General features: G+C 69.8%; 17 protein-coding genes and 1 tRNA gene. 9 read left to right on the forward strand and 9 right to left on the reverse strand.

What is annotated here, in order from left to right:
* Positions 1-145 precede the first annotated feature (145 nt).
* A tRNA-Asn gene (locus GRI40_RS00630) sits at positions 146-220 on the reverse strand.
* Positions 221-274: 54 nt separating this feature from the next.
* Positions 275-1,060: an NAD kinase gene (locus GRI40_RS00635; RefSeq protein ID WP_337190457.1), complete on the reverse strand. Its 786-nt coding sequence runs from the start codon at positions 1,058-1,060 to the stop codon at positions 275-277.
* A gap of 116 nt (positions 1,061-1,176) precedes the next feature.
* Here GRI40_RS00635 and GRI40_RS00640 point away from each other — a divergent pair, with 116 nt between their 5' ends.
* From GRI40_RS00640 to ligA, 4 genes are all read left to right on the forward strand, one after another.
* Positions 1,177-2,484: a bifunctional diguanylate cyclase/phosphodiesterase gene (locus tag GRI40_RS00640; protein WP_160609558.1), complete on the forward strand. Its 1,308-nt coding sequence runs from the start codon at positions 1,177-1,179 to the stop codon at positions 2,482-2,484.
* 49 nt (positions 2,485-2,533) lie between these two features.
* On the forward strand, positions 2,534-4,225 hold the full coding sequence (recN, locus tag GRI40_RS00645) for a DNA repair protein RecN (protein WP_160609559.1): 1,692 nt from the start codon (positions 2,534-2,536) through the stop codon (positions 4,223-4,225).
* A gap of 74 nt (positions 4,226-4,299) precedes the next feature.
* Positions 4,300-5,118, forward strand: coding sequence for an alpha/beta hydrolase family protein (locus GRI40_RS00650; protein WP_160609560.1), 819 nt, complete (start codon positions 4,300-4,302; stop codon positions 5,116-5,118).
* Positions 5,115-7,187: an NAD-dependent DNA ligase LigA gene (gene ligA, locus GRI40_RS00655; protein WP_160609561.1), complete on the forward strand. Its 2,073-nt coding sequence runs from the start codon at positions 5,115-5,117 to the stop codon at positions 7,185-7,187. Before GRI40_RS00650 ends, ligA begins: the two co-directional genes overlap by 4 nt.
* Here the strand turns inward: ligA and GRI40_RS00660 are convergent.
* From GRI40_RS00660 to GRI40_RS00675, 4 genes are all read right to left on the reverse strand, one after another.
* The gene (locus GRI40_RS00660) at positions 7,171-7,845 is read right to left on the reverse strand and encodes a TIGR02117 family protein (protein WP_337190458.1); all 675 of its coding nucleotides are present in this window, start codon (positions 7,843-7,845) and stop codon (positions 7,171-7,173) included. The two genes, ligA and GRI40_RS00660, sit on opposite strands and share 17 nt — an antisense overlap.
* Complete coding sequence (locus tag GRI40_RS00665; protein ID WP_337190459.1) at positions 7,818-8,723, reverse strand: 50S ribosomal protein L11 methyltransferase; 906 nt, start codon at positions 8,721-8,723, stop codon at positions 7,818-7,820. Before GRI40_RS00665 ends, GRI40_RS00660 begins: the two co-directional genes overlap by 28 nt.
* Positions 8,716-9,498, reverse strand: a complete 783-nt coding sequence (gene bla, locus GRI40_RS00670) for a subclass B3 metallo-beta-lactamase (RefSeq protein WP_237488966.1) — start codon at positions 9,496-9,498, stop codon at positions 8,716-8,718. Before bla ends, GRI40_RS00665 begins: the two co-directional genes overlap by 8 nt.
* Before the next feature lie 118 nt (positions 9,499-9,616).
* The gene (locus GRI40_RS00675; protein WP_160611289.1) at positions 9,617-10,324 is read right to left on the reverse strand and encodes an SDR family NAD(P)-dependent oxidoreductase; all 708 of its coding nucleotides are present in this window, start codon (positions 10,322-10,324) and stop codon (positions 9,617-9,619) included.
* Positions 10,325-10,425: 101 nt separating this feature from the next.
* Between GRI40_RS00675 and sdhC the strand changes: the two genes are divergently transcribed.
* The 3 genes from sdhC to sdhA are packed head-to-tail and all read left to right on the forward strand — an operon-like array spanning position 10,426 to position 13,049.
* On the forward strand, positions 10,426-10,839 hold the full coding sequence (gene sdhC, locus GRI40_RS00680) for a succinate dehydrogenase, cytochrome b556 subunit (RefSeq protein ID WP_160609563.1): 414 nt from the start codon (positions 10,426-10,428) through the stop codon (positions 10,837-10,839).
* A 12-nt stretch (positions 10,840-10,851) separates the two neighbouring features.
* The gene (gene sdhD / locus GRI40_RS00685) at positions 10,852-11,241 is read left to right on the forward strand and encodes a succinate dehydrogenase, hydrophobic membrane anchor protein (protein WP_160609564.1); all 390 of its coding nucleotides are present in this window, start codon (positions 10,852-10,854) and stop codon (positions 11,239-11,241) included.
* Positions 11,241-13,049 (forward strand): succinate dehydrogenase flavoprotein subunit, encoded by a 1,809-nt coding sequence (gene sdhA, locus GRI40_RS00690; RefSeq protein WP_160609565.1) that lies wholly within the window; start codon positions 11,241-11,243, stop codon positions 13,047-13,049. Before sdhD ends, sdhA begins: the two co-directional genes overlap by 1 nt.
* 46 nt (positions 13,050-13,095) lie before the next feature.
* Here the strand turns inward: sdhA and GRI40_RS00695 are convergent, their stop codons facing one another.
* Together GRI40_RS00695 and GRI40_RS00700 are read right to left on the reverse strand one after the other, a co-directional pair.
* Positions 13,096-13,653 carry a hypothetical protein gene (locus tag GRI40_RS00695; protein WP_160609566.1) on the reverse strand — a complete coding sequence of 186 codons (558 nt, stop codon included), beginning with the start codon at positions 13,651-13,653 and terminating at the stop codon, positions 13,096-13,098.
* Positions 13,654-13,748: 95 nt separating this feature from the next.
* Positions 13,749-14,792 carry a winged helix-turn-helix domain-containing protein gene (locus tag GRI40_RS00700; RefSeq protein ID WP_160609567.1) on the reverse strand — a complete coding sequence of 348 codons (1,044 nt, stop codon included), beginning with the start codon at positions 14,790-14,792 and terminating at the stop codon, positions 13,749-13,751.
* A gap of 177 nt (positions 14,793-14,969) precedes the next feature.
* Here GRI40_RS00700 and GRI40_RS00705 point away from each other — a divergent pair, with 177 nt between their 5' ends.
* Positions 14,970-15,359 carry a BlaI/MecI/CopY family transcriptional regulator gene (locus GRI40_RS00705; RefSeq protein WP_160609568.1) on the forward strand — a complete coding sequence of 130 codons (390 nt, stop codon included), beginning with the start codon at positions 14,970-14,972 and terminating at the stop codon, positions 15,357-15,359.
* Positions 15,356-16,960, forward strand: coding sequence for a M56 family metallopeptidase (locus GRI40_RS00710; protein ID WP_160609569.1), 1,605 nt, complete (start codon positions 15,356-15,358; stop codon positions 16,958-16,960). The genes GRI40_RS00705 and GRI40_RS00710 overlap by 4 nt, the downstream gene beginning before the upstream one ends.
* 70 nt (positions 16,961-17,030) lie before the next feature.
* Here GRI40_RS00710 and ypfJ read toward each other — a convergent pair whose 3' ends face one another.
* Complete coding sequence (ypfJ, locus tag GRI40_RS00715) at positions 17,031-17,882, reverse strand: KPN_02809 family neutral zinc metallopeptidase (RefSeq protein WP_160609570.1); 852 nt, start codon at positions 17,880-17,882, stop codon at positions 17,031-17,033.
* Positions 17,883-17,943 lie beyond the last annotated feature (61 nt).

A 17,943-nucleotide genomic window follows, 5' to 3' on the forward strand; every position in this document is an offset into this window, starting at 1 on the left:
ACGGGGTGGGCTGCGCTACTCCCCGCCGCACCATCCAGCGCGGCGGGGCGCAAGCCGAAACTCAGACCAGCGGGTTGAGGGGCCAGTGAACGGGGGCAGCGGCCAACGCCCTGTCCCTATCCCGCGCTAAGTCGCTGGTTTTAAATGGCTCCCCGAGTTGGATTCGAACCAACGACCAAGTGATTAACAGTCACCTACTCTACCGCTGAGCTATCGGGGAGCAGCCGGATCGGCAGGAGCGCGCCTATATGGGGGCGCATGGGCCTTGGCAAGCCTATACCGCGAACTGTTCAGCGACGATCCGGTCGTCCAGCGCGTGACCGGGATCGAACAGCAGCATGAGCTGGTCTTCGCGGGCGATTTCGATGTGGACTTCGGCCACGTCGCGGAATTCGCGCTGGTCGGCGACGACTGAAACGGGGCGCTTTGCAGGCTCCTTCACCCTGAATGTCACCCGGCTGCGTTCGGGCAGAACCGCGCCCGACCAGCGGCGCGGGCGGAAGGGGCTGATCGGCGTCAGCGCTAGGAGCTGCGAATCGAGCGGCAGGATCGGGCCGTTGGCCGAGAGGTTGTAGGCGGTGGAGCCGGCCGGTGTCGCCAGCAGCACGCCGTCGCACACCAGCTCTTTCAGGCGCACCTTGCCGTCGAGGGCGATCTCGATCTTGGCCGTCTGGCGGGTTTCGCGCAGCAGCGACACTTCGTTGATGGCGCAGGCCACGTGGCGCGTGCCGTCCTGCGCGATCGCTTCCATCCGCAGGGGCGCGATGGCGAACGGCCTGGCCTTGAGCAGCCGTTCGGCCACTTTTGCCGCGGGGCGGTGGCGGTTCATCAGGAAGCCCACGGTGCCGCAGTTCATGCCGTATGTCGGGATGACCCGCCCGGCATCGAGCATATGGTGCAGCGTCTGCAGCATGAACCCGTCGCCGCCCAGGACGATGGCCGCTTCGGCATGGTCGAACGATACGAAATCGAAATGGGCGCGCAGGTCGGCCGCCGCTTCCTGCGCCCGGTCCGTCGGCGAGACGAGCATGGCGAGGCGTGTGACATCGATGCCGCTCACGCGCGTCCTTCCCACATTGCGACGGTCGCGCACTGGCTAGAGGCGCGTGTCCCATTTGGCAACGCGGGCGTTCGTCCCGGGTGTGCCGGGCGCGGATCGCGGCTAGCGCGCGGGTTATGCCGAGCTTCCCCCAGACGATCGAGATACGCCGCGACGCGCTGACGGGACTTGCCGATGGGGCGACGCTGACCGACACGCTCGATGGATGGAGCGTCGCGCCGGGCGAACGATCGTCCGGGGTGCACGCCATGCTGATCGGGCTCAGCCGGTTCGACAGCGTCAATCTCGCTTATGGCGAGGCGGCGGGCGATGGCGCGCTGGTCGAGGTTGCCCGGCGCCTGCTGCATCTCGCCACCGACGAGCTGGAGCGGCGCGACTGGGTCGCCGCACGGATCGGCGGTGGCACCTTTGCGCTTGTCGCGCGCCAGTCGATGAGCCGGGAGCGGTGGCACTGGCTTGGCGAGGCACTGGCCGAGGCGGTCGCGGCGCCGATCCCGGCGGTGGATGGCGCCGGGACGGTGCGGCTGTGGCCGCGCGTGGCGCTGGTGCGGGTCCTTCCGGGTGAGCGGGCCGGCCACGTGCTCGACAGCCTCGCCGCGACGTTGGAGCGGGCGCAGGACCGCGCGGGTGCGCGCCTGGCCTGGGCGGATCGCGCCCCGTGCCCGCCTGGTGTGCGCGCCGCGCAGCTCGACGCGGATCTCCTCGCGGCGATCGACCGCGACGAGATCGAGATCGTGTTCCAGCCCCAGTTCGCGCTGCCCGGCGGCGGGCTGATCGGGGCCGAGGCACTGGCGCGCTGGCGGCATCCCACCCTTGGTACGATGGGGGCAAGCGCGCTGTTTTCCATCGCGCGGCGGGCGGATCATGTCGCGGCCCTGTCGCGCCACATCGCCGAACGCGCGCTGTCCGCGGCGGCCGCCTGGCCCGGGGGCTTGCGCCTGTCGCTCAACATCACGCCGGACGATCTGGCCGCGAACGGGTTCGCCGCGCAGTTCGCCGCGATCGTGAGCCGTAGCGGCTTCGATCCGGCACGGCTGACGCTCGAGATCACCGAACAGGTGCTGCTCGGCAACCTGGAGGATGTCGGCGCCACGCTGGGCGCGCTGAAGGGCGCCGGGATGCAGATCGCGCTCGACGACTTCGGCGGCGGCTTCTGCAATTTTCGCTACCTCAAGCTGCTTCCGCTCGACCGGATCAAGCTCGACCGGTCGATGATCGACGGGATCGAAGTCGACCAGCGCGACCGGGCGGTGCTGCGCGCCATTGTCGCGCTGGCAACCACGCTGGGGCTGGAAGTGGTTGCCGAGGGGATCGAAACGGAGGCGCAGCGGCGGGCCGTGGCGGACGAAGGTTGCACCGCGTTCCAGGGCTTCCTTGCAGCTAGGCCCCTGTCCCCGGGCGATTTCCTCGCATTCGCGCGGTGATGCGCGCACCCCGTGACGGCGGCATCCGAGTGGGCTAGAGCACGGGGGCATGCTCGCGCGCCTGTCCATCCGCAATATCGTGCTGATCGAGGCACTCGACCTCGATTTCTCGAACGGCCTGGGCGTGCTCACGGGGGAGACGGGCGCGGGCAAGTCGATCCTGCTGGACGCGCTCGGTCTCGTGCTGGGCAACCGTGCCGACGCCGGCCTGGTCCGGGCGGGCGAGGAAAAGGCGAGCGTTTCCGCCACGTTCGATTTCCCCGTCCTTCCGCGGGCCGTGACCGAGGCGCTGTCGGATGCCGATATCGAGATCGAGACGGGCGAACCGCTGATCCTGCGCCGCGCGCTGAAGGCGGACGGCGGCAGCAAGGCGTTCGTCAACGACCAGCCCGTCGGGGTGGCCCTGCTGCGCGAGTTGGCACCGGCGCTGGTGGAACTGCACGGCCAGCATGACGATCGCGGACTTGCCAATCCGCGCGGGCACCGGGCCTTGCTCGACCGCTTTGCCGGAGGGGATGCCGCCGGGGTCGCCGATGCCTGGACCGCCTGGCGCGCGGCGGAGGATCGGCTCGCGGAGGCGCGGGCGAGCGTCGCGGCGGCCCAGGCCGACCAGGACCTGCTGATCGCCCACCTCGCCGAACTGACCGCGCTTGAGCCGCAAGCGGGGGAAGAAGCGCGCCTGGCTGAGGCGCGGGCCGGGATGCAGAAGGGGGAACGCCTGTCGGGCGATCTCGCGGAACTGCGCCACATCTGGGAAGGTTCGGACTCACCCCTTGCCGCCCTGCGCGTCGCGGCCCGCCGGCTCGACCGGATCGCGCCGGAACATCCGTTGCTGGCAGAGGCCCTCGCCGCCCTCGACCGCGCCGTGATCGAAGCGGGGGAGGCGGAGGACAAGCTGGCCGCCGCGGGCGAGGCGCTGGTCCACGATCCGCTGGCGCTGGAACGCGCGGAGACACGACTGTTCGACCTGCGCGCCATCGCCCGCAAGCACCGCTGCGAAGTGGACGAACTGCCCGACCGGATGCGCGCGTTCCGCAGCCAGCTCGACGCGATCGAGGGCGGCGAGGCTGAGCTCGATTCGTTGCAGGCCGCCGCCCGCACCGCCGGCGACCGGTATCGCGAACGCGCGCGTGCACTGCATGGCCTGCGCGCTGAGGCCGCGGCGCGCCTTGATGCGGCAGTGAAGGGGGAACTGGCGCCGCTCAAGCTGGACGCCGCCCGTTTCCGCACCGCGGTCACCGAACTTTCCGAAGAACGCTGGGGCCCGCACGGTATCGATTCGGTCGAATTCCTGATCGCCACCAATCCCGGCGCCGATTTCGCGCCGCTCAACAAGATCGCCAGCGGCGGCGAGCTCAGCCGGTTCATCCTGGCGCTGAAGGTGGCGCTGGCGGAAAGCGGCGGGGCGGCGACGATGATCTTCGACGAGATCGACCGCGGCGTCGGCGGCGCGGTGGCAAGCGCGATCGGCGAGCGGCTGGCGCGCCTGGCCGGCCAAGAATCGGGCCATGAAGCGGGCGGGGGCGGGCAGGTGCTGGTCGTAACCCACAGCCCCCAGGTCGCGGCACGCGGGCGCGCGCACTACGTCATTCACAAGTCGAGCGACGGCACCGTCACGCGCACCTCGGTGGCCCTGCTCGACGCGGCGGCCCGGCAGGAGGAGATCGCCCGCATGCTGTCCGGCGCGGAAGTGACGCCCGAGGCACGCGCCCAGGCCGACCGGCTGCTGGAAGGCGTGTAATGGGTGATGGCGTGCGGTCGGTTCTCAGGGGAATGGTGGCGGCGGGCGCGGCGCTTTGCCTGGCGGGTTGCGCGATGAACGAAAGACCGGACGCCCCGCGCCCCGCGCCGCTGGGCATGTACGGCACGGACGCCAACCTTGCGCCTTCGCCGCCAGATGCCGTGCTGCGCTATGCCAGCCATCCGCGCGGGATCGCCGAACTGCGCGTTCCGGCCGGAGAGGGCCCCTTTCCGATGGCGGTGATATTCCACGGCGGCTGCTGGAAGACCGGCATCGCGGATCAGAACTACATGGCGCCGCTGGCCACACGCTGGCAGCAGCAGGGGATCGCCACGCTCAACGTCGATTACCGCGAAGTGGGGGACGGGGGCGGATGGCCGGGCTCGTTCGCCGACTGGCGCGACGCGGCGGGCCTGATCGACCAGGTGGCAAGGCGCCACCCGATCGACCGTGCACGGGTGACGCTGGTCGGCCATTCGGCCGGTGCGCTGCCGGCGCTATGGCTGCCGGGCCCGGAAGGCGAAGGCGGGCCGCTGCCGGGGCGGAACGCCCTCACCGCGCGGGCGGCGATCGTGCTGGACGGACCGGCCAGCGTCGGCCGTGAACAGCCGGCGTTCGATGCCTTGTGCGAATTCTCTTCGGTCGGGCCGTTCCTCGGCGATGACGGTCGCGGGAACGCGATCGCGCCGCGCCCGATGCTGCGCGAGATACTCTTCGTCCAGGCCAGGCTCCCCGCGCCGCCCGCTGCTTCGCTGGCCGAAGCGGGCGCCGGCGGCGCGCGCGTCGTCGTGCGGACGAATCCGGGCGTGAGCCACTTTGCGATCATCACGCCGGGCGACCCGGCCTACGCCGCCAACGAAGCGGCCATCATTGCGGTACTGCAGGGACGATGACCACAACCAGCGAAGCGGATGCCGCCAACGAACTGATGCGGCTGGCCAGGGCGATCGCCCGCCACAACCGGCTCTATCATGCCGAGGACACGCCCGAGATCACCGACGCCGAATACGACGCGCTGGTCCGCCGCAATGCGGAGCTGGAGGCGGCTTACCCCCATCTCGTTCGCGCGGATTCGCCGTCGCAGGCCGTCGGGCACGAGATCGCCGCCTCGCCGCTGTCGAAAGTGCCGCACGAAGTCCGCATGATGAGCCTCGACAATGCCTTTTCGGACGAGGAAGTCGCCGATTTCGTAGCCCGCGTGCGGCGGTTCCTGGCGCTGGCGCCGGACGCCCCGCTTGCCTTTACGGCCGAGGACAAGATCGACGGGCTGTCCTGTTCGCTGCGCTACGAAAAGGGGCGCCTGGTGCGCGCGGCGACGCGCGGCGACGGGACGGTGGGCGAGGATGTCACGCCCAACGTCGCACACATCGCCGACATCCCGCAGGTGCTGACCGGCAGCGAGGGCGAGATTCTTCCAGACGTGTTCGAAATTCGCGGCGAGGTGTACATGTCCAAGGCGGATTTCGCCGCGCTCAACGCCGCGCAGGCCGAAGCGGGCGGAAAGATCTTCGCCACGCCCCGCAACGCCGCCGCTGGCTCGCTGCGCCAGAAGGACGCGGGCGTCACCGCGCAGCGCAAGTTGCGCTTCCTGGCGCATGGCTGGGGCGCGGCGAGCGCGGTGCCGGAGACGAGCCAGCTGGCCATGATGCAGCGGATCGCCGCCTGGGGCGTGCCGGTCAGCCCCGACCTCACGATCTGCGATACGCCCGGGGCCATGCTGGCGCACTACCGCGGCATCGGGGAACGGCGCGAGGCCTTGCCGTACGATATCGACGGCGTGGTCTATAAAGTGAACGATCTCGCCCTCCAGCAGCGGCTCGGCTTCGTCGCCAAGGCACCGCGCTGGGCGCTGGCGCACAAGTTTCCCGCCGAGCGGGCGGAAACCACGCTGGAGGCGATCGACATCCAGGTCGGCCGCACCGGCAAGCTGACGCCGGTCGGCCGGCTGGCGCCCGTGCTGGTGGGCGGCGTCACCGTTACCAACGTCACGCTCCACAACCGGGACGAGATCGTGCGGCTGGGCGCGCGGCCCGGCGACCGCGTGGTCATCCAGCGCGCCGGGGACGTGATTCCGCAGGTGGTGGAAAACCTCACGCGCGCGGAAGAGCGCCCGGCTTACCCCTTTCCCGATCACTGCCCGGTGTGCGGCAGCGAAGCGGTGGCGGAAGAAGGCGAGGTCGACGTCCGCTGCACCGGGGGGCTGGTGTGCCGCGCGCAGCAGTTCGAACGGTTGCGCCACTTCGTCAGCCGCGCGGCGCTGGATATCGAAGGGCTGGGCGAAAAGACGATCGCGGAATTCCTCGACCTCGGCTGGCTGGCGGCCGGCCCGGGCGACATCTTCCGCCTCCACCGGCATCGGGCCGATCTTGTCGGACGCGAAGGCTGGCAGGAAAAATCGGTCGCGAGCTTGCTCGCGGCGATCGAGGCGAAGCGGAACCCCGATGCCGCGCGGCTGCTGTTCGCCCTCGGCATCCGTCACGTCGGCGCGGTGACCGCGCGCGACCTGATGAAGCGCTTTTACGAACTGCCCGCCCTGCGCGCCGCCGCGGAACGGGCGCACGCCGGCGACGCCGAAGCCGCGGCGGAACTCACCGCGGTGGAGGGCGTGGGGCCTGTCGTGGTCGAGGCGCTGGGCGACTTCTTCCACGAACCGCACAACCGCACGGTCTGGGACGATCTTCTCGGCGAAGTCGCTCCGCCGCGTTACGAGATCGAGACCCGGGCGAGCGCGGTCAGCGGCAAGACCGTGGTGTTCACCGGCAAGCTGGAGACCATGAGCCGTGACGAGGCGAAGGCGCAGGCCGAGCGCCTGGGTGCCCGCGCCGCCGGAACCGTGAGCCCGAAGACGGACCTCATCGTCGCCGGCCCGGGCGCGGGCAGCAAGCTCAAGAAGGCGGCCGAGCTGGGCATCGAAGTGATCGACGAGGCGGCCTGGGCCGAAATCGTCAGGACTGCGGGCTAGGCACCCATTTCATCACCCCGCCCGCGAAGGGCGACCAGCGGCCGACGCGGACCCCCGCGGCGGCGAGGGCGTCCGCGGTCCACTGGTTGCAGGTGTTGCGCCAGTCGTACCGGCCCCGCGCGGTGTAGAACACGTCCCAGTCCGCGTATCCGGGATAGTGTCGCCGCGCTTCGGGCGGGACCATCTGGCGTTCGATATGCGCGACCAGCCGGGCATATTCGGCCGGGCGCAGGGTCAGCGTGCGCGTGGCATCGCCGGGGGCGGGGCGGACGTAGTGGGCCACGTGCAGCAATCCCTCGCTCCCCGTGGCGGCGCGCAGCGTGGAGGCCGGAGAAAGGTCGGCCCAGGTCGGGGTGTCGAGGAACACGGCGCGCTCCCCCCAGCTGACCGATACATGGGTGTAGTCGGGATCCGGTCCGGCGAGGTCGCTTGCCGGAAAGTCGCCGCGCCAGTCCTTCTGCGGCGTCACCAGCGGCATGACGATCGCGGTGTGGATGCCGTTCGTTTCCACCATGATCCGGATGCCGCCGGCCGGCTCGGTCCAATCGGCGTTCCGCGGCAGGCTGCTGCCGATCCACGCGGTGAGCAGGAACAGCAGCACGGCGGCCGCCAGTCCGCCGCCCAGCAGGATCAGCGCGCGCTTCGCCGCCGCAGCCACAGGATCGACCAGTCGCCTTTGACGATGCGCGCGGCGAGGCGGAAGCCGGCACGGCGGTATGCGGCGCGCACGCCGGCCTCCTGAGTCGTCAGCAGCCCGGCGAGGAGCACGTGTCCGCCCGGCACCACAGATTTCGCGAAGTCGCGCGAAAGCGCCTCGAGCGGCCCCGCGAGGATGTTGGCGATGAGGAGATCGTAAGGCCCGCGCGCCCGGAGCAGCGGGTCCGCCATGCCGTCGGCCACCACCATCGTCACCGCGCCCGGCCCGGCGCCCAGCGTCACCCCGTTGGCGGCCGCGTTCGCTTCCACCACGCTGGTGCAGATCGGATCGATATCGCTCGCGGTCGCGATGGCGCGGGGCCACAGGGCGAGGGCGGCGAAAGCGAGCAGGCCAGTGCCCGTGCCAATGTCCGCGAGGTTGCGGGCATGCACCCCGCGCCGCTTCATCGCCGCCAGCATGGTGAGGCAGCCGGCGGTGGTGGCGTGATGGCCGGTGCCGAACGCCTGGCTTGCCGGGATCGCGAAGTCGATCGTCCCGGCCTCGGCCGCGAAGTCCGGCGTGCGGACGCGGAACGGCCCGGCGACGATCGGCTCCAGCCCGGCCTGGCTCAGGGTCAGCCAGTCCTGCTGTTCCAGCTTGGTCACGGCGAATTTCGGCGGTTTCCGGCTGAACAGTGCGGCGATACGCTCCATGTCCGCTTTGGAAGGAGGGCGGGGGAGGTACGCCTCGATGAACCAGTCCTCCGGCCGGTCGTCGGCGATCTCCATGCCGACCAGCCCCCAGTCCAAGGGCCAGCTCGCGTCATCCTCGTGCGCCAGCAAGGCCGCGCGCGCGATCTCGCGCGGGACTTCGGCGCGCACGGTCCAGCAATCAGCCACCGGCACCTTCCTTCGCCAGTCGCGCGTCGAGCCGGGCAGCTGCGGTCGCGGCGTAGGCGCGGCACCCGGCGGGATCGACCAGCGGCTTCGCGCCGAGCAGCCGATCGCGCATCGCGGCGGCCGAAGGGTGCGGGGCCAGCACCACGTCGCACGGCGCGGCGGCGACGCTGGCGATGCCGGCGCGAAATGCGGAAACCAGCGCGGGATGATCGCTGAAGCGATAGGTTTCATCGCTGATGGGATTGAGGCTGTCGACGTAGACGATCGTCTGGCAGACGCCGTCAGCGCACGATTGCCACGACCAGCTCGTCGCGCCGAGCGTATGGCCGGGCGTCATCATCGGGGTGAAGGCCATGCCGGCGAAGGTCCGCGGACGTTCGTCGCGCACCTCCGAGATGGGGCCTGACACGGGAGCGAATGGCGGGTGGCCGGATCCCGCCTGCGGGTCGGCCGCCGCCGTCTTGCCGGTGCGCAGGACTTTCGCGGCGTCCGGCGTGGCCACTACGGTCGCGCCGGTCGCCGCCTGGATGCGCGCCATGCCGCCGACGTGATCGAAATGTTCGTGACTGATCAGCACGGCCTTCACGTCGCGCGGATCGAAGCCCAGCGCGCGGATGTTGGCCAGCACGACGTCCGCGCCCTTGTCGGTCCCGCTGTCGATCAGGACGTGGCCCTGTGGCCCCGTGACGAGCAGCGCGGTGATCCCGCATGTGCCGACGTAATATGTGTTCCCGTAGACACGGAACGGCGGGCCGGGCTTGTCCCAATCGTCCATCTCTGTGCAGGCCGCCGCCCACGCTCGCGGGTCCGGTGTCGGGCCTGCTGAATTTGGCAGACCAACGAGGGGCGCGCACGCGGCGGTTGCCGCCGCGGCAAGGCCAGCCAACAGGATCCTAGCGGACATAGCTTGCTCCGTTGGCGTCGAGCGTCGCGCCGGTCATGCTGGGCGGGGCGTCGAGCGCGCAGAACACGATCATCGCGGCGATCTCGCCCGGGGTCGCGACCCGGCCCAGGGGAATGTCGGCGAGCAGGCCCGGACCGCCGCGGCTGGCGAGGTAATCGCCCGCCATGTCGGTGTCGGTGAACCCTGGCGCGATGGCGAAGCTCAGCACGCCGTCGCGCGCGTATTGCCGCGCGATCGTCTTGTGCAGCGCCAGCATGCCGCCCTTGGCCGCCGCGTAGTGCCAGTGCGCAGGCGAATCGCCGCGGTGCCCGGCGCGGCTGGCGACGTGGACGATGCGCCCGCCCACGCCCCGTTCCTGCCAGTGCCGCACGGCGAACCGGCTGAGCTGGGCCGCGCTGGTGAGGTTGATCCGCAGCGTATCTTCCCACGCGTCGAGCCAGCCGATGTCGGAGGCATCGAGCGCGTTCGCCGCGAACAGGCCGGCGTTGTTGACCAGCACGTCGATCGTGCCGCCCGCTTCGTCCAGCGCCTGTTCCCACAGGCCGTGCGGCGCCTGGGGATCGGCGAAATCGGCGGCGATGAGGCCGGGCCCGGCGCGCGTGGCCTGGCCGACCACCCGGACCCCGCGCGCCTCGAGCGCGGTGCGCGTCGCGGCGCCGATTCCGCGCGAGGCACCGGTGAGGAGGATCGTCTTCATCCACGCCCTATCGGGCACAAGCGCGCGCAAGTCGAGCGGCCCGCTTGCACGGGCGCGGCAAGGCGTTAAGGGGATGGCGCAATCGCAACCGGGATCACTCGATGGCCAATCGCCCCCTCTCTCCGCACCTGCAAATCTGGAAATGGGGCCCGCACATGGCGGTTTCCATCCTCCACCGCGCCTCGGGATCGATCCTCGCGTTTGTGGGCCTGCCGCTGATGCTGTGGTGGATCGGCGCGCTGGCCGCGGGGCCGGAAGCCTACGCCAGTTTCGCCAGCTGGATCTGGACCGGCGAGGGCGATGGGTTGCAGGGCATCGTCAGCATCCTGGCGCGGATCGCGCTGGTGGTGACCACCTGGGCCCTGTTCGAACACACCCTGTCCGGCCTGCGCCACTTCGTGCTGGATGCCGGCGCGGGGTACGAACTTGACACCAACAAGTTCTGGTCGCGCGCGGTGCTGATCGGTGCGCCGGTGCTGACGGCGGCGTTCTGGGCCGCGCTGCTGCTTCGTTGAGGATTGAACGCGATGGGTAACGGAACTCCAATCGGACGCGTACGCGGGCTCGGCTCCGCGCACAGCGGCGCGCATCACTGGTGGCTCGAACGGATCAGCGGCGCATTCGTGCTGATCCCCACCGTGTTCCTGCTGGTGTCGATCCTGCTGCTGCCGGACCTGCAATACGCCACGGTGCGCGAATGGATCGCGGGGCCGCTGCCGGCGATCGCCCTGGCCGCGTTCCTGCTCGGCACGCTGTGGCACAACCGGCTGGGCCTGCGCGTCTTCATCGAAGACTACGCGCACGTGCCGTCGAACAGGATCGCGATCATGCTGCTGCTCGACATCGTGACCTACGCGGCGGCATTCTTTACGATCTACTGCCTCGTCCGCCTCGTCCTTTCCACGGGAGCCGCCTGATGGCCGCCGACGCCTACAAGATTATCGACCACACGTACGATGTCGTCGTCGTAGGGGCGGGCGGCTCCGGCCTGCGCGCCACGATGGGCGCCGCGGAATCGGGCCTGCGCACAGCGTGCATCACCAAGGTGTTCCCCACCCGCAGCCACACCGTGGCGGCACAGGGCGGCATCGCGGCGAGCCTGGGCAACAACAGCCCGGATCACTGGACCTGGCACATGTACGACACCGTCAAGGGATCGGACTGGCTGGGCGACCAGGACGCGATCGAATACATGGTGCGCGAGGCACCGGCCGCGGTTTACGAGCTGGAGCACGCCGGCGTGCCGTTCAGTCGTAACGAAAACGGCACGATCTACCAGCGCCCGTTCGGCGGGCACATGCAGAACATGGGCGAAGGCCCGCCGGTGCAGCGCACCGCCGCAGCGGCCGACCGCACCGGCCACGCGATGCTCCACGCGCTCTACCAGCAGAGCCTGAAGTACGACGCGGACTTCTTCATCGAATACTTCGCCATCGACCTCATCATGGAAAACGGCGCCTGCCGCGGCGTGATCGCCATGTGCCTCGATGACGGATCGATCCACCGGTTCCGCGCCAAGGCGGTGGTGCTGGCGACCGGCGGGTACGGCCGATGCTACTTCACCGCGACCAGCGCGCACACCTGCACGGGTGACGGCGGCGGCATGGTCCTGCGCGCGGGATTGCCGCTGCAGGACATGGAGTTCGTCCAGTTCCACCCCACCGGCATCTACGGCGCGGGCGTGCTGATAACCGAAGGCGCGCGGGGCGAAGGCGGATACCTGACCAATTCCGAAGGCGAGCGGTTCATGGAACGCTACGCCCCTTCGGCCAAGGACCTCGCCAGCCGCGACGTCGTCAGCCGGTCGATGGCGCTGGAAATCCGCGAAGGGCGCGGTGTCGGCCCGAACAAGGACCATATTTACCTGCACCTCGATCACATCGATCCCAAGGTGCTGGCCGAACGGCTGCCGGGCATCACCGAAAGCGGCAAGATCTTCGCCAACGTGGACCTGACGCGCCAGCCGCTGCCGGTCTCGCCCACGGTCCATTACAACATGGGCGGCATTCCCTGTAACTACCACGGCGAAGTCGTCACCATCGGTGCGGACGGCAATCCCGAAACCGTGGTTCCGGGCCTGTTCGCTGTGGGCGAGGCCGCGTGCGTTTCCGTCCACGGCGCCAATCGCCTGGGCTCGAACTCTCTGATCGACCTCGTGGTGTTCGGCCGCGCGACCGGGCACCGGCTGAAGGAACTGATCACGCCGGGCACCGCGCACGAGGAATTGCCGAGCGGCAGCGCCGACCTTGCGCTCGGGCGGCTCGATCACTTCCGCAACGCGAAGGGCGGCACGCCCACCGCCGTCATCCGCAAGTCGATGCAGCAGGCGATGACGCAGCACGCCGCGGTGTTCCGCAACGACGAGCTGATGCGCGAAGGCGTGGACAAGCTGGCGACGGTGTACCAGTCGATGACCGATATCTCGGTCGCCGACCGATCGCTCATCTGGAACAGCGATCTGATCGAGACGCTTGAGCTCGACAACCTCATCGCGCAGGCCAGCGTCACGATGACCAGCGCCTTCAACCGCAAGGAAAGCCGCGGTGCCCACGCGCACGAGGATTTCCCCGAGCGCGACGATGCGAACTGGATGAAGCATACCGCGACATGGTTCGACGGCTGGGGCGGGCAGGGCGGCACGATGCGCATCGATTATCGCCCGGTGCACGAATACACCCTCACCGACGACGTGCAGTACATCCAGCCCAAGAAGCGGGTGTACTGATCGGCAGGCGGGCGCACCGCGCGCCCGCCGTCCGCTCACATCGCTGTCAGGCCTGCGCCTTGGCGGCGATCTCGTCCGCCGCGCGGGCGAACAGGCGCGACGACAGCAACCACAGCGAAGCGAAGAACAGGTCTATCACGGCGGTGAAGTGCCCCTGCACAAGGTGCGCCGCCGTGAACAGCAGCTGCACCGCCAGCACCACGATCATCGCCCGGGCCATGCCGCGCGCCTTGCCCGCCGCGACGGAGGCGGCGGCGATCGCCACCAACACGACGACGAAGTAGGTGGCGTTCGCCGGGTTGTCCTCGCTGCCGATGATCCCGACGGCCAGGTTGATCCAGATCTGCAGGAACGCGCACGCGACCGCCAGCACCACCGCGGCGCGGTAGGCCAGGTTCGCGCTTGCCCGGGCGGCAAGTTCGAACAGCCCGCCCACCACGCCGAACATCACACCTGCGAAAATGAAATCGCCCGCGCTCCAGTTCACGCCATCGGCGCCGGCCAGCATGGCGATGGCCGGCGTGGCCAGCAGCAGCGCGGCCGCCGACCAGCCGAGCATGCGCAAGTGGCGCGTTGTCCGGGGGCTCATGTCAGTGGTCGTCATCGGCGTATCTCCTCGATGGTCTGGATGCCGCCAACGTGCGCCACCTGTTCCATGAGCGTCATGATCGCCCGGTGAGATCGCCGTGAAATCGCCAGTCAGCGTGCGGGGCCCAGGCGCCGCGCGACAACCAGCGCGGCGACAACGCCGGTCACGAACAGCGCGCATTCGGCCGCCGTCACCAGCGCCAGCCATTGGGTCGCGACGCCATCGATCCGCAAGCGGGACTGCGCAAACCGGTCAGCGAGCGCGGCCAGGCTGCCGATCATCAGCCTTCCCCCGGCGAGAGCGATGATGGCCCCCGCCGCCGCGCCGAGGACCGGCGCAGGGGCGATCCGGGCGAACACGGTGCCGCTTTCGCCCCGGGCCGCAATCCACGCCGCGATGCCCGATGCGGCGCCGATGATTGCCCCTTCGGCTGCCCCCGTCATGGCGACAGGCGCCTGGCCGAAGAACAGGGTGAGGAGGTCGGTGCCGATCATCCGCGCAATCGCCCCCACCAGCAGCCCGCCGGCCGCTCCCCCAGCGGCAAGCCAGGCAACGGAGCGCCCGCCCCATGCCGCGCCCGCCGCAATTCCGCCGCCGACGAACGCGCCCGCCGCGAAGCCGAGGACGAGGTTGACCGTCACCAGCGTCAGCATAGTCGATGCCGCGCCGACCCCCGGGGCGACCAGGCCCGCCATGACGTATCCTATCGCGCCGACGATACCAGCGATCGCCCCGCCGAACGCCGCCGCCAATACTTCCCGCGCGGCGCCGGGCCAGGCGGCTGGCAGCTGGACCACGGGCACCGGCCCGTTCGCCGCCGGAATCGCACCGGACTGGGCCTCCGTCACCGGCGCGATGAAGCGGTAGCCATGCCGCGGAACCGTCTCGATGTAGGCCGGGTTCGCCGCATCATCGTCGAGCGCCTTGCGCAGCGAACGGATGCACTGGGTCAGCGCCTCGTCCGTCACGGGGATGCCGCGCCAGACCTCCGCGTGGAAACGGTCCTTGCTGACCAGCCGGCCGTTTTCCGACGCCAGCAGGATCAGCGCGTCGAGATAGCGCGCCGAAACCTCCACCGGCGCGCCATCCCTCAGCAGGCGGCGGTCGGCGGGATCGAGATGAAACGGCCCGAAAGCGTAGGCGGTGTGCGGCATCGCCCGCGTGATGGCGGCTTTTGGTGCCGCTCGCCAGAGCGATCTCGCGCTGCCCGCCGTTCGACCGACGGCACATTCCGGCCGACCAACGTGCGCGGCCAACGCTGCGATGTTCATCCACGCTTCAGGTTTACAACTGTAATCACTGCCGGCATAAACAACCCGGGGAGGTTGACCATGACCGAGGAAACCGACGGCAAGGCAGAACGCATCAGCGATGCCGAACAGGCAGTGATGGAGGCGTTGTGGGAAGAAAGCCCGCTGACCGCCGCCGAAGTCTGCGACCGCGTCAGCGCCGCGCGCGACTGGTCGATGCCCACCGTCAAGACCTTGCTCGGCCGGCTGGTGGGCAAGGGCGCGGTGGAGACGGAGCCCGATGGCCGCCGGTTCCTCTATAGTCCGACCATCGAACGGGCCGAATTCGTCGACAGGGAATCGCGCCGCCTGGTGGACCGGCTGTTCGGCGGCCGGGCCGCGCCGCTGATCGCGCACCTTGCGGAAAGCGAAGCCCTGAGTGACGAGGATCTCGCCGAGATCGAGGCGTTGCTGAAGGAGCTGCGCCGATGACCTGGCTTCTCGAAACGCTCGTCTGGACGGGGGCGCTGATCGCGTTCGTCCTGCTGGTCCGCCGCCCGGTCGCCCGCCATTTCGGCGCGCGCGCCGCGTATGGGCTGTGGCTGCTGCCTGTCCTGCGGCTCGCGATGCCGCCCATCGAGCTGCCTGCCTGGCTCGCGACTCGAGGGGCTGCCCCCGCGCCGGCGCCGGTGGCCGCGGCGCCCGATAACAGCGCGATGTTGCTTGCGCCGATACCGTCAGGCCAGCCCGCCATTGCGATGGAGACCGCCGCGCCGATCGACTGGATGGCGCTGGGCATCACGGTGTGGCTTGCGGGCGCGGCGATCTATGTCGTCAGCCGCCTCCACTCCTACGCGTCCCTGCGCCGCGAGCTGCTGGCGGAGGCTCGCACCGTTGGATGGGCGGGGCGGATTCGCCTCGTGGAAACGCCGGCGACCGCGTCCCCGCTGGCCTTCGGGGTCATCGACAAGGTGGTGGCCTTGCCGCCGGAATTCATGGCGCTGCCCGACCGGCAGGCGCGCAATCTGGCGCTGGCGCACGAGCTGGCGCACCACCGGGCGCACGACCTTGCGGCGAATTTCATCGCCCTGCCGCTATTCGCGCTGCACTGGTTCAATCCGCTGGCGCAACTGGGATGGCAGGCGATGCGCCGCGACCAGGAGGCTGCCTGCGATTCCCGCGTGGTGGATGGCTGCGACCGGTCGGCCCGGGCAGCCTATGCCGCGCTCATCGCCCATGCCGTTGCCGGGCCACGTGGCGCGCTGGCGGCGCCGATGGCCTGCCCGGTCCTGGGCGACAAATCGATCGTTCACCGTTTGAGGAACCTGACCATGCAAGACATTTCCACGCGCCGCCGCCGGGCAGGCGCGATGATGGTGGGCGCCGCGGCGCTGTTGCTGCCGCTGACCGCTTCAATCACTTACGCCCAGGACGAGGCGCCTCCCGCCCCCGAAGCGCCCCTGCCGCCGCCCGCCGCGCCTGCCGCGCCGGAATCACCCGCTGCGATTCCCGCGCCGGCCGCGCCCGTCGCCCCGGCCGCGCCTGCCGCCCCGCAAGCCGCGCCCGATAGCCCGGCGGAAGGCGTGCGCAAGGTCCGCCGCGTGGTCGTGGTCCGCGACAAGGATGGCGAGACCCGGACCGAAGTCACCGAAACCGCTCCGCGCGTGGTCCAACTCCGTCACGGCGAGAAGTTCGATGAAAAGGCCTTCGAGGAAGAAATGGCCCGGTTCGGCAAGGACATGGAGAAGTTCGGCGAGGAAATGGGCCGCCAGGGTGTCGCGATCGAACGCCGCGCCATGGCCGACGCCAGGGTGGCGGAAGCCCGGGCGCACGCCGGCGCAGCCCGTGCGCTCGCCATCGCGCCGCGTATCGAGTTCTCCTGCGCAGCGGGCGAGGGCTGGCACGAATCCAAGGCGGCCGATGGCAAGCGCGTGATCAGGGTCTGCAATCGCGCGGCCACGACCGCGCCGCTGGCCGGACTGCGGCGCGCCCGGGCACAAATCGCCGAGAATCACGGAATGAGCGAGGCGACCCGGGCCGAAGTCCTGAACTCGCTCGACCGCGAGATCGCCCGGCTCGAAAAGCACGACTGACCGCCCGGGCCAGTCCCCGACCCGGCGGTTATTGCTGACGGAGGCGGGCAACCGCCTCCGTTTCGCGTTCTCAGCCCTGCATGTACCGATCGCACACGCTGTCGTCTGCTGATTGCATCCCAGCCCGAAGCGCCTCGGCCCGCTGGGCGCTGGTGCCGTGGGTGAAGTTTTCCGCGCTCACCCGGCCCCCCGTCAGGGCATCGTCCCCGATGGCGCTGGCGGCGGTCATGCCTTCCTCGAAGTCGCCGGGCTCGATCAGGTTGCGGTTCTTGCCTGCCCACACCCCGGCGTAGCAATCGGCCTGCAATTCCATGCGCACCTGCAACTGGTTGGCTGCACGGGGATTCTGGCTCTGGATGCTGCGAATCTGGTTGGCGACGCCGGTGAGGTGCTGGATGTGGTGCCCGTATTCGTGCGCCATCACGTAATAGCGGGCAAAGTCACCGCCCGCGCCCAGCTGCCGGGCCATCTGGTCGTAGAAGCTGGTGTCGATGTAAATCCCCTCGTCCGCCGGGCAGTAAAACGGCCCCATCGATGCCGACGCGCCGCCGCAGCCGGAATTCGCGCCGCCGGTGTAGAATACCAGCGTGGGCTGGCGAAACTCGATGCCAGCCTGGCGGAACGCGGGCGCCCATGTCTGATCGAGCGACTGCAAGGCGTTGCAGGATTCGGTGGCGTAGGCGTTGGAGGTGCAGAGTTGTTCCACCGATTGCTGCGAACCGTCGCCCTGGGTGACGGGGCTCTGCCCGGTGCCGCCTTGCATACCGCCCAGCATCGACGCCGGATCGACCCCGAAGACCAGCGCCGCCACCAGCGCGATCACCAGGCTTCCGCAGCCGATGCCGCCGCCGGCCCCGCCGGGGAAGCCGCCGCCCCCGCCGCGGACATTGATGCTGGAAGGATCGAACCTGTTGAGCCGCATTGCGAACTTCCCCCCGATATTGCCGGCACTCCGGCCGCGAATGTTCTAGACAGCCGCGGCC

The sequence above is a fragment of the Tsuneonella aeria genome, from assembly GCF_009827495.1.
GTDB classification, from domain to species: Bacteria; Pseudomonadota; Alphaproteobacteria; order Sphingomonadales; family Sphingomonadaceae; genus Tsuneonella; species Tsuneonella aeria.

What these genes read in the sequence shown, in the direction of transcription:
- GRI40_RS00705 (WP_160609568.1), top strand. Translation starts at nt 14,970, where the DNA reads ATGACCGAGGAAACCGACGGCAAGGCAGAACGCATCAGCGATGCCGAA.
- GRI40_RS00700 (WP_160609567.1), bottom strand. Translation starts at nt 14,792, where the DNA reads ATGCCGCACACCGCCTACGCTTTCGGGCCGTTTCATCTCGATCCCGCC.
- ypfJ (WP_160609570.1), bottom strand. Translation starts at nt 17,882, where the DNA reads ATGCGGCTCAACAGGTTCGATCCTTCCAGCATCAATGTCCGCGGCGGG.
- GRI40_RS00675 (WP_160611289.1), bottom strand. Translation starts at nt 10,324, where the DNA reads ATGAAGACGATCCTCCTCACCGGTGCCTCGCGCGGAATCGGCGCCGCG.
- bla (WP_237488966.1), bottom strand. Translation starts at nt 9,498, where the DNA reads ATGGACGATTGGGACAAGCCCGGCCCGCCGTTCCGTGTCTACGGGAAC.
- sdhA (WP_160609565.1), top strand. Translation starts at nt 11,241, where the DNA reads ATGGCCGCCGACGCCTACAAGATTATCGACCACACGTACGATGTCGTC.
- GRI40_RS00650 (WP_160609560.1), top strand. Translation starts at nt 4,300, where the DNA reads ATGAACGAAAGACCGGACGCCCCGCGCCCCGCGCCGCTGGGCATGTAC.
- GRI40_RS00695 (WP_160609566.1), bottom strand. Translation starts at nt 13,653, where the DNA reads ATGACGACCACTGACATGAGCCCCCGGACAACGCGCCACTTGCGCATG.
- sdhC (WP_160609563.1), top strand. Translation starts at nt 10,426, where the DNA reads ATGGCCAATCGCCCCCTCTCTCCGCACCTGCAAATCTGGAAATGGGGC.
- ligA (WP_160609561.1), top strand. Translation starts at nt 5,115, where the DNA reads ATGACCACAACCAGCGAAGCGGATGCCGCCAACGAACTGATGCGGCTG.
- GRI40_RS00710 (WP_160609569.1), top strand. Translation starts at nt 15,356, where the DNA reads ATGACCTGGCTTCTCGAAACGCTCGTCTGGACGGGGGCGCTGATCGCG.
- sdhD (WP_160609564.1), top strand. Translation starts at nt 10,852, where the DNA reads ATGGGTAACGGAACTCCAATCGGACGCGTACGCGGGCTCGGCTCCGCG.
- GRI40_RS00640 (WP_160609558.1), top strand. Translation starts at nt 1,177, where the DNA reads ATGCCGAGCTTCCCCCAGACGATCGAGATACGCCGCGACGCGCTGACG.
- recN (WP_160609559.1), top strand. Translation starts at nt 2,534, where the DNA reads ATGCTCGCGCGCCTGTCCATCCGCAATATCGTGCTGATCGAGGCACTC.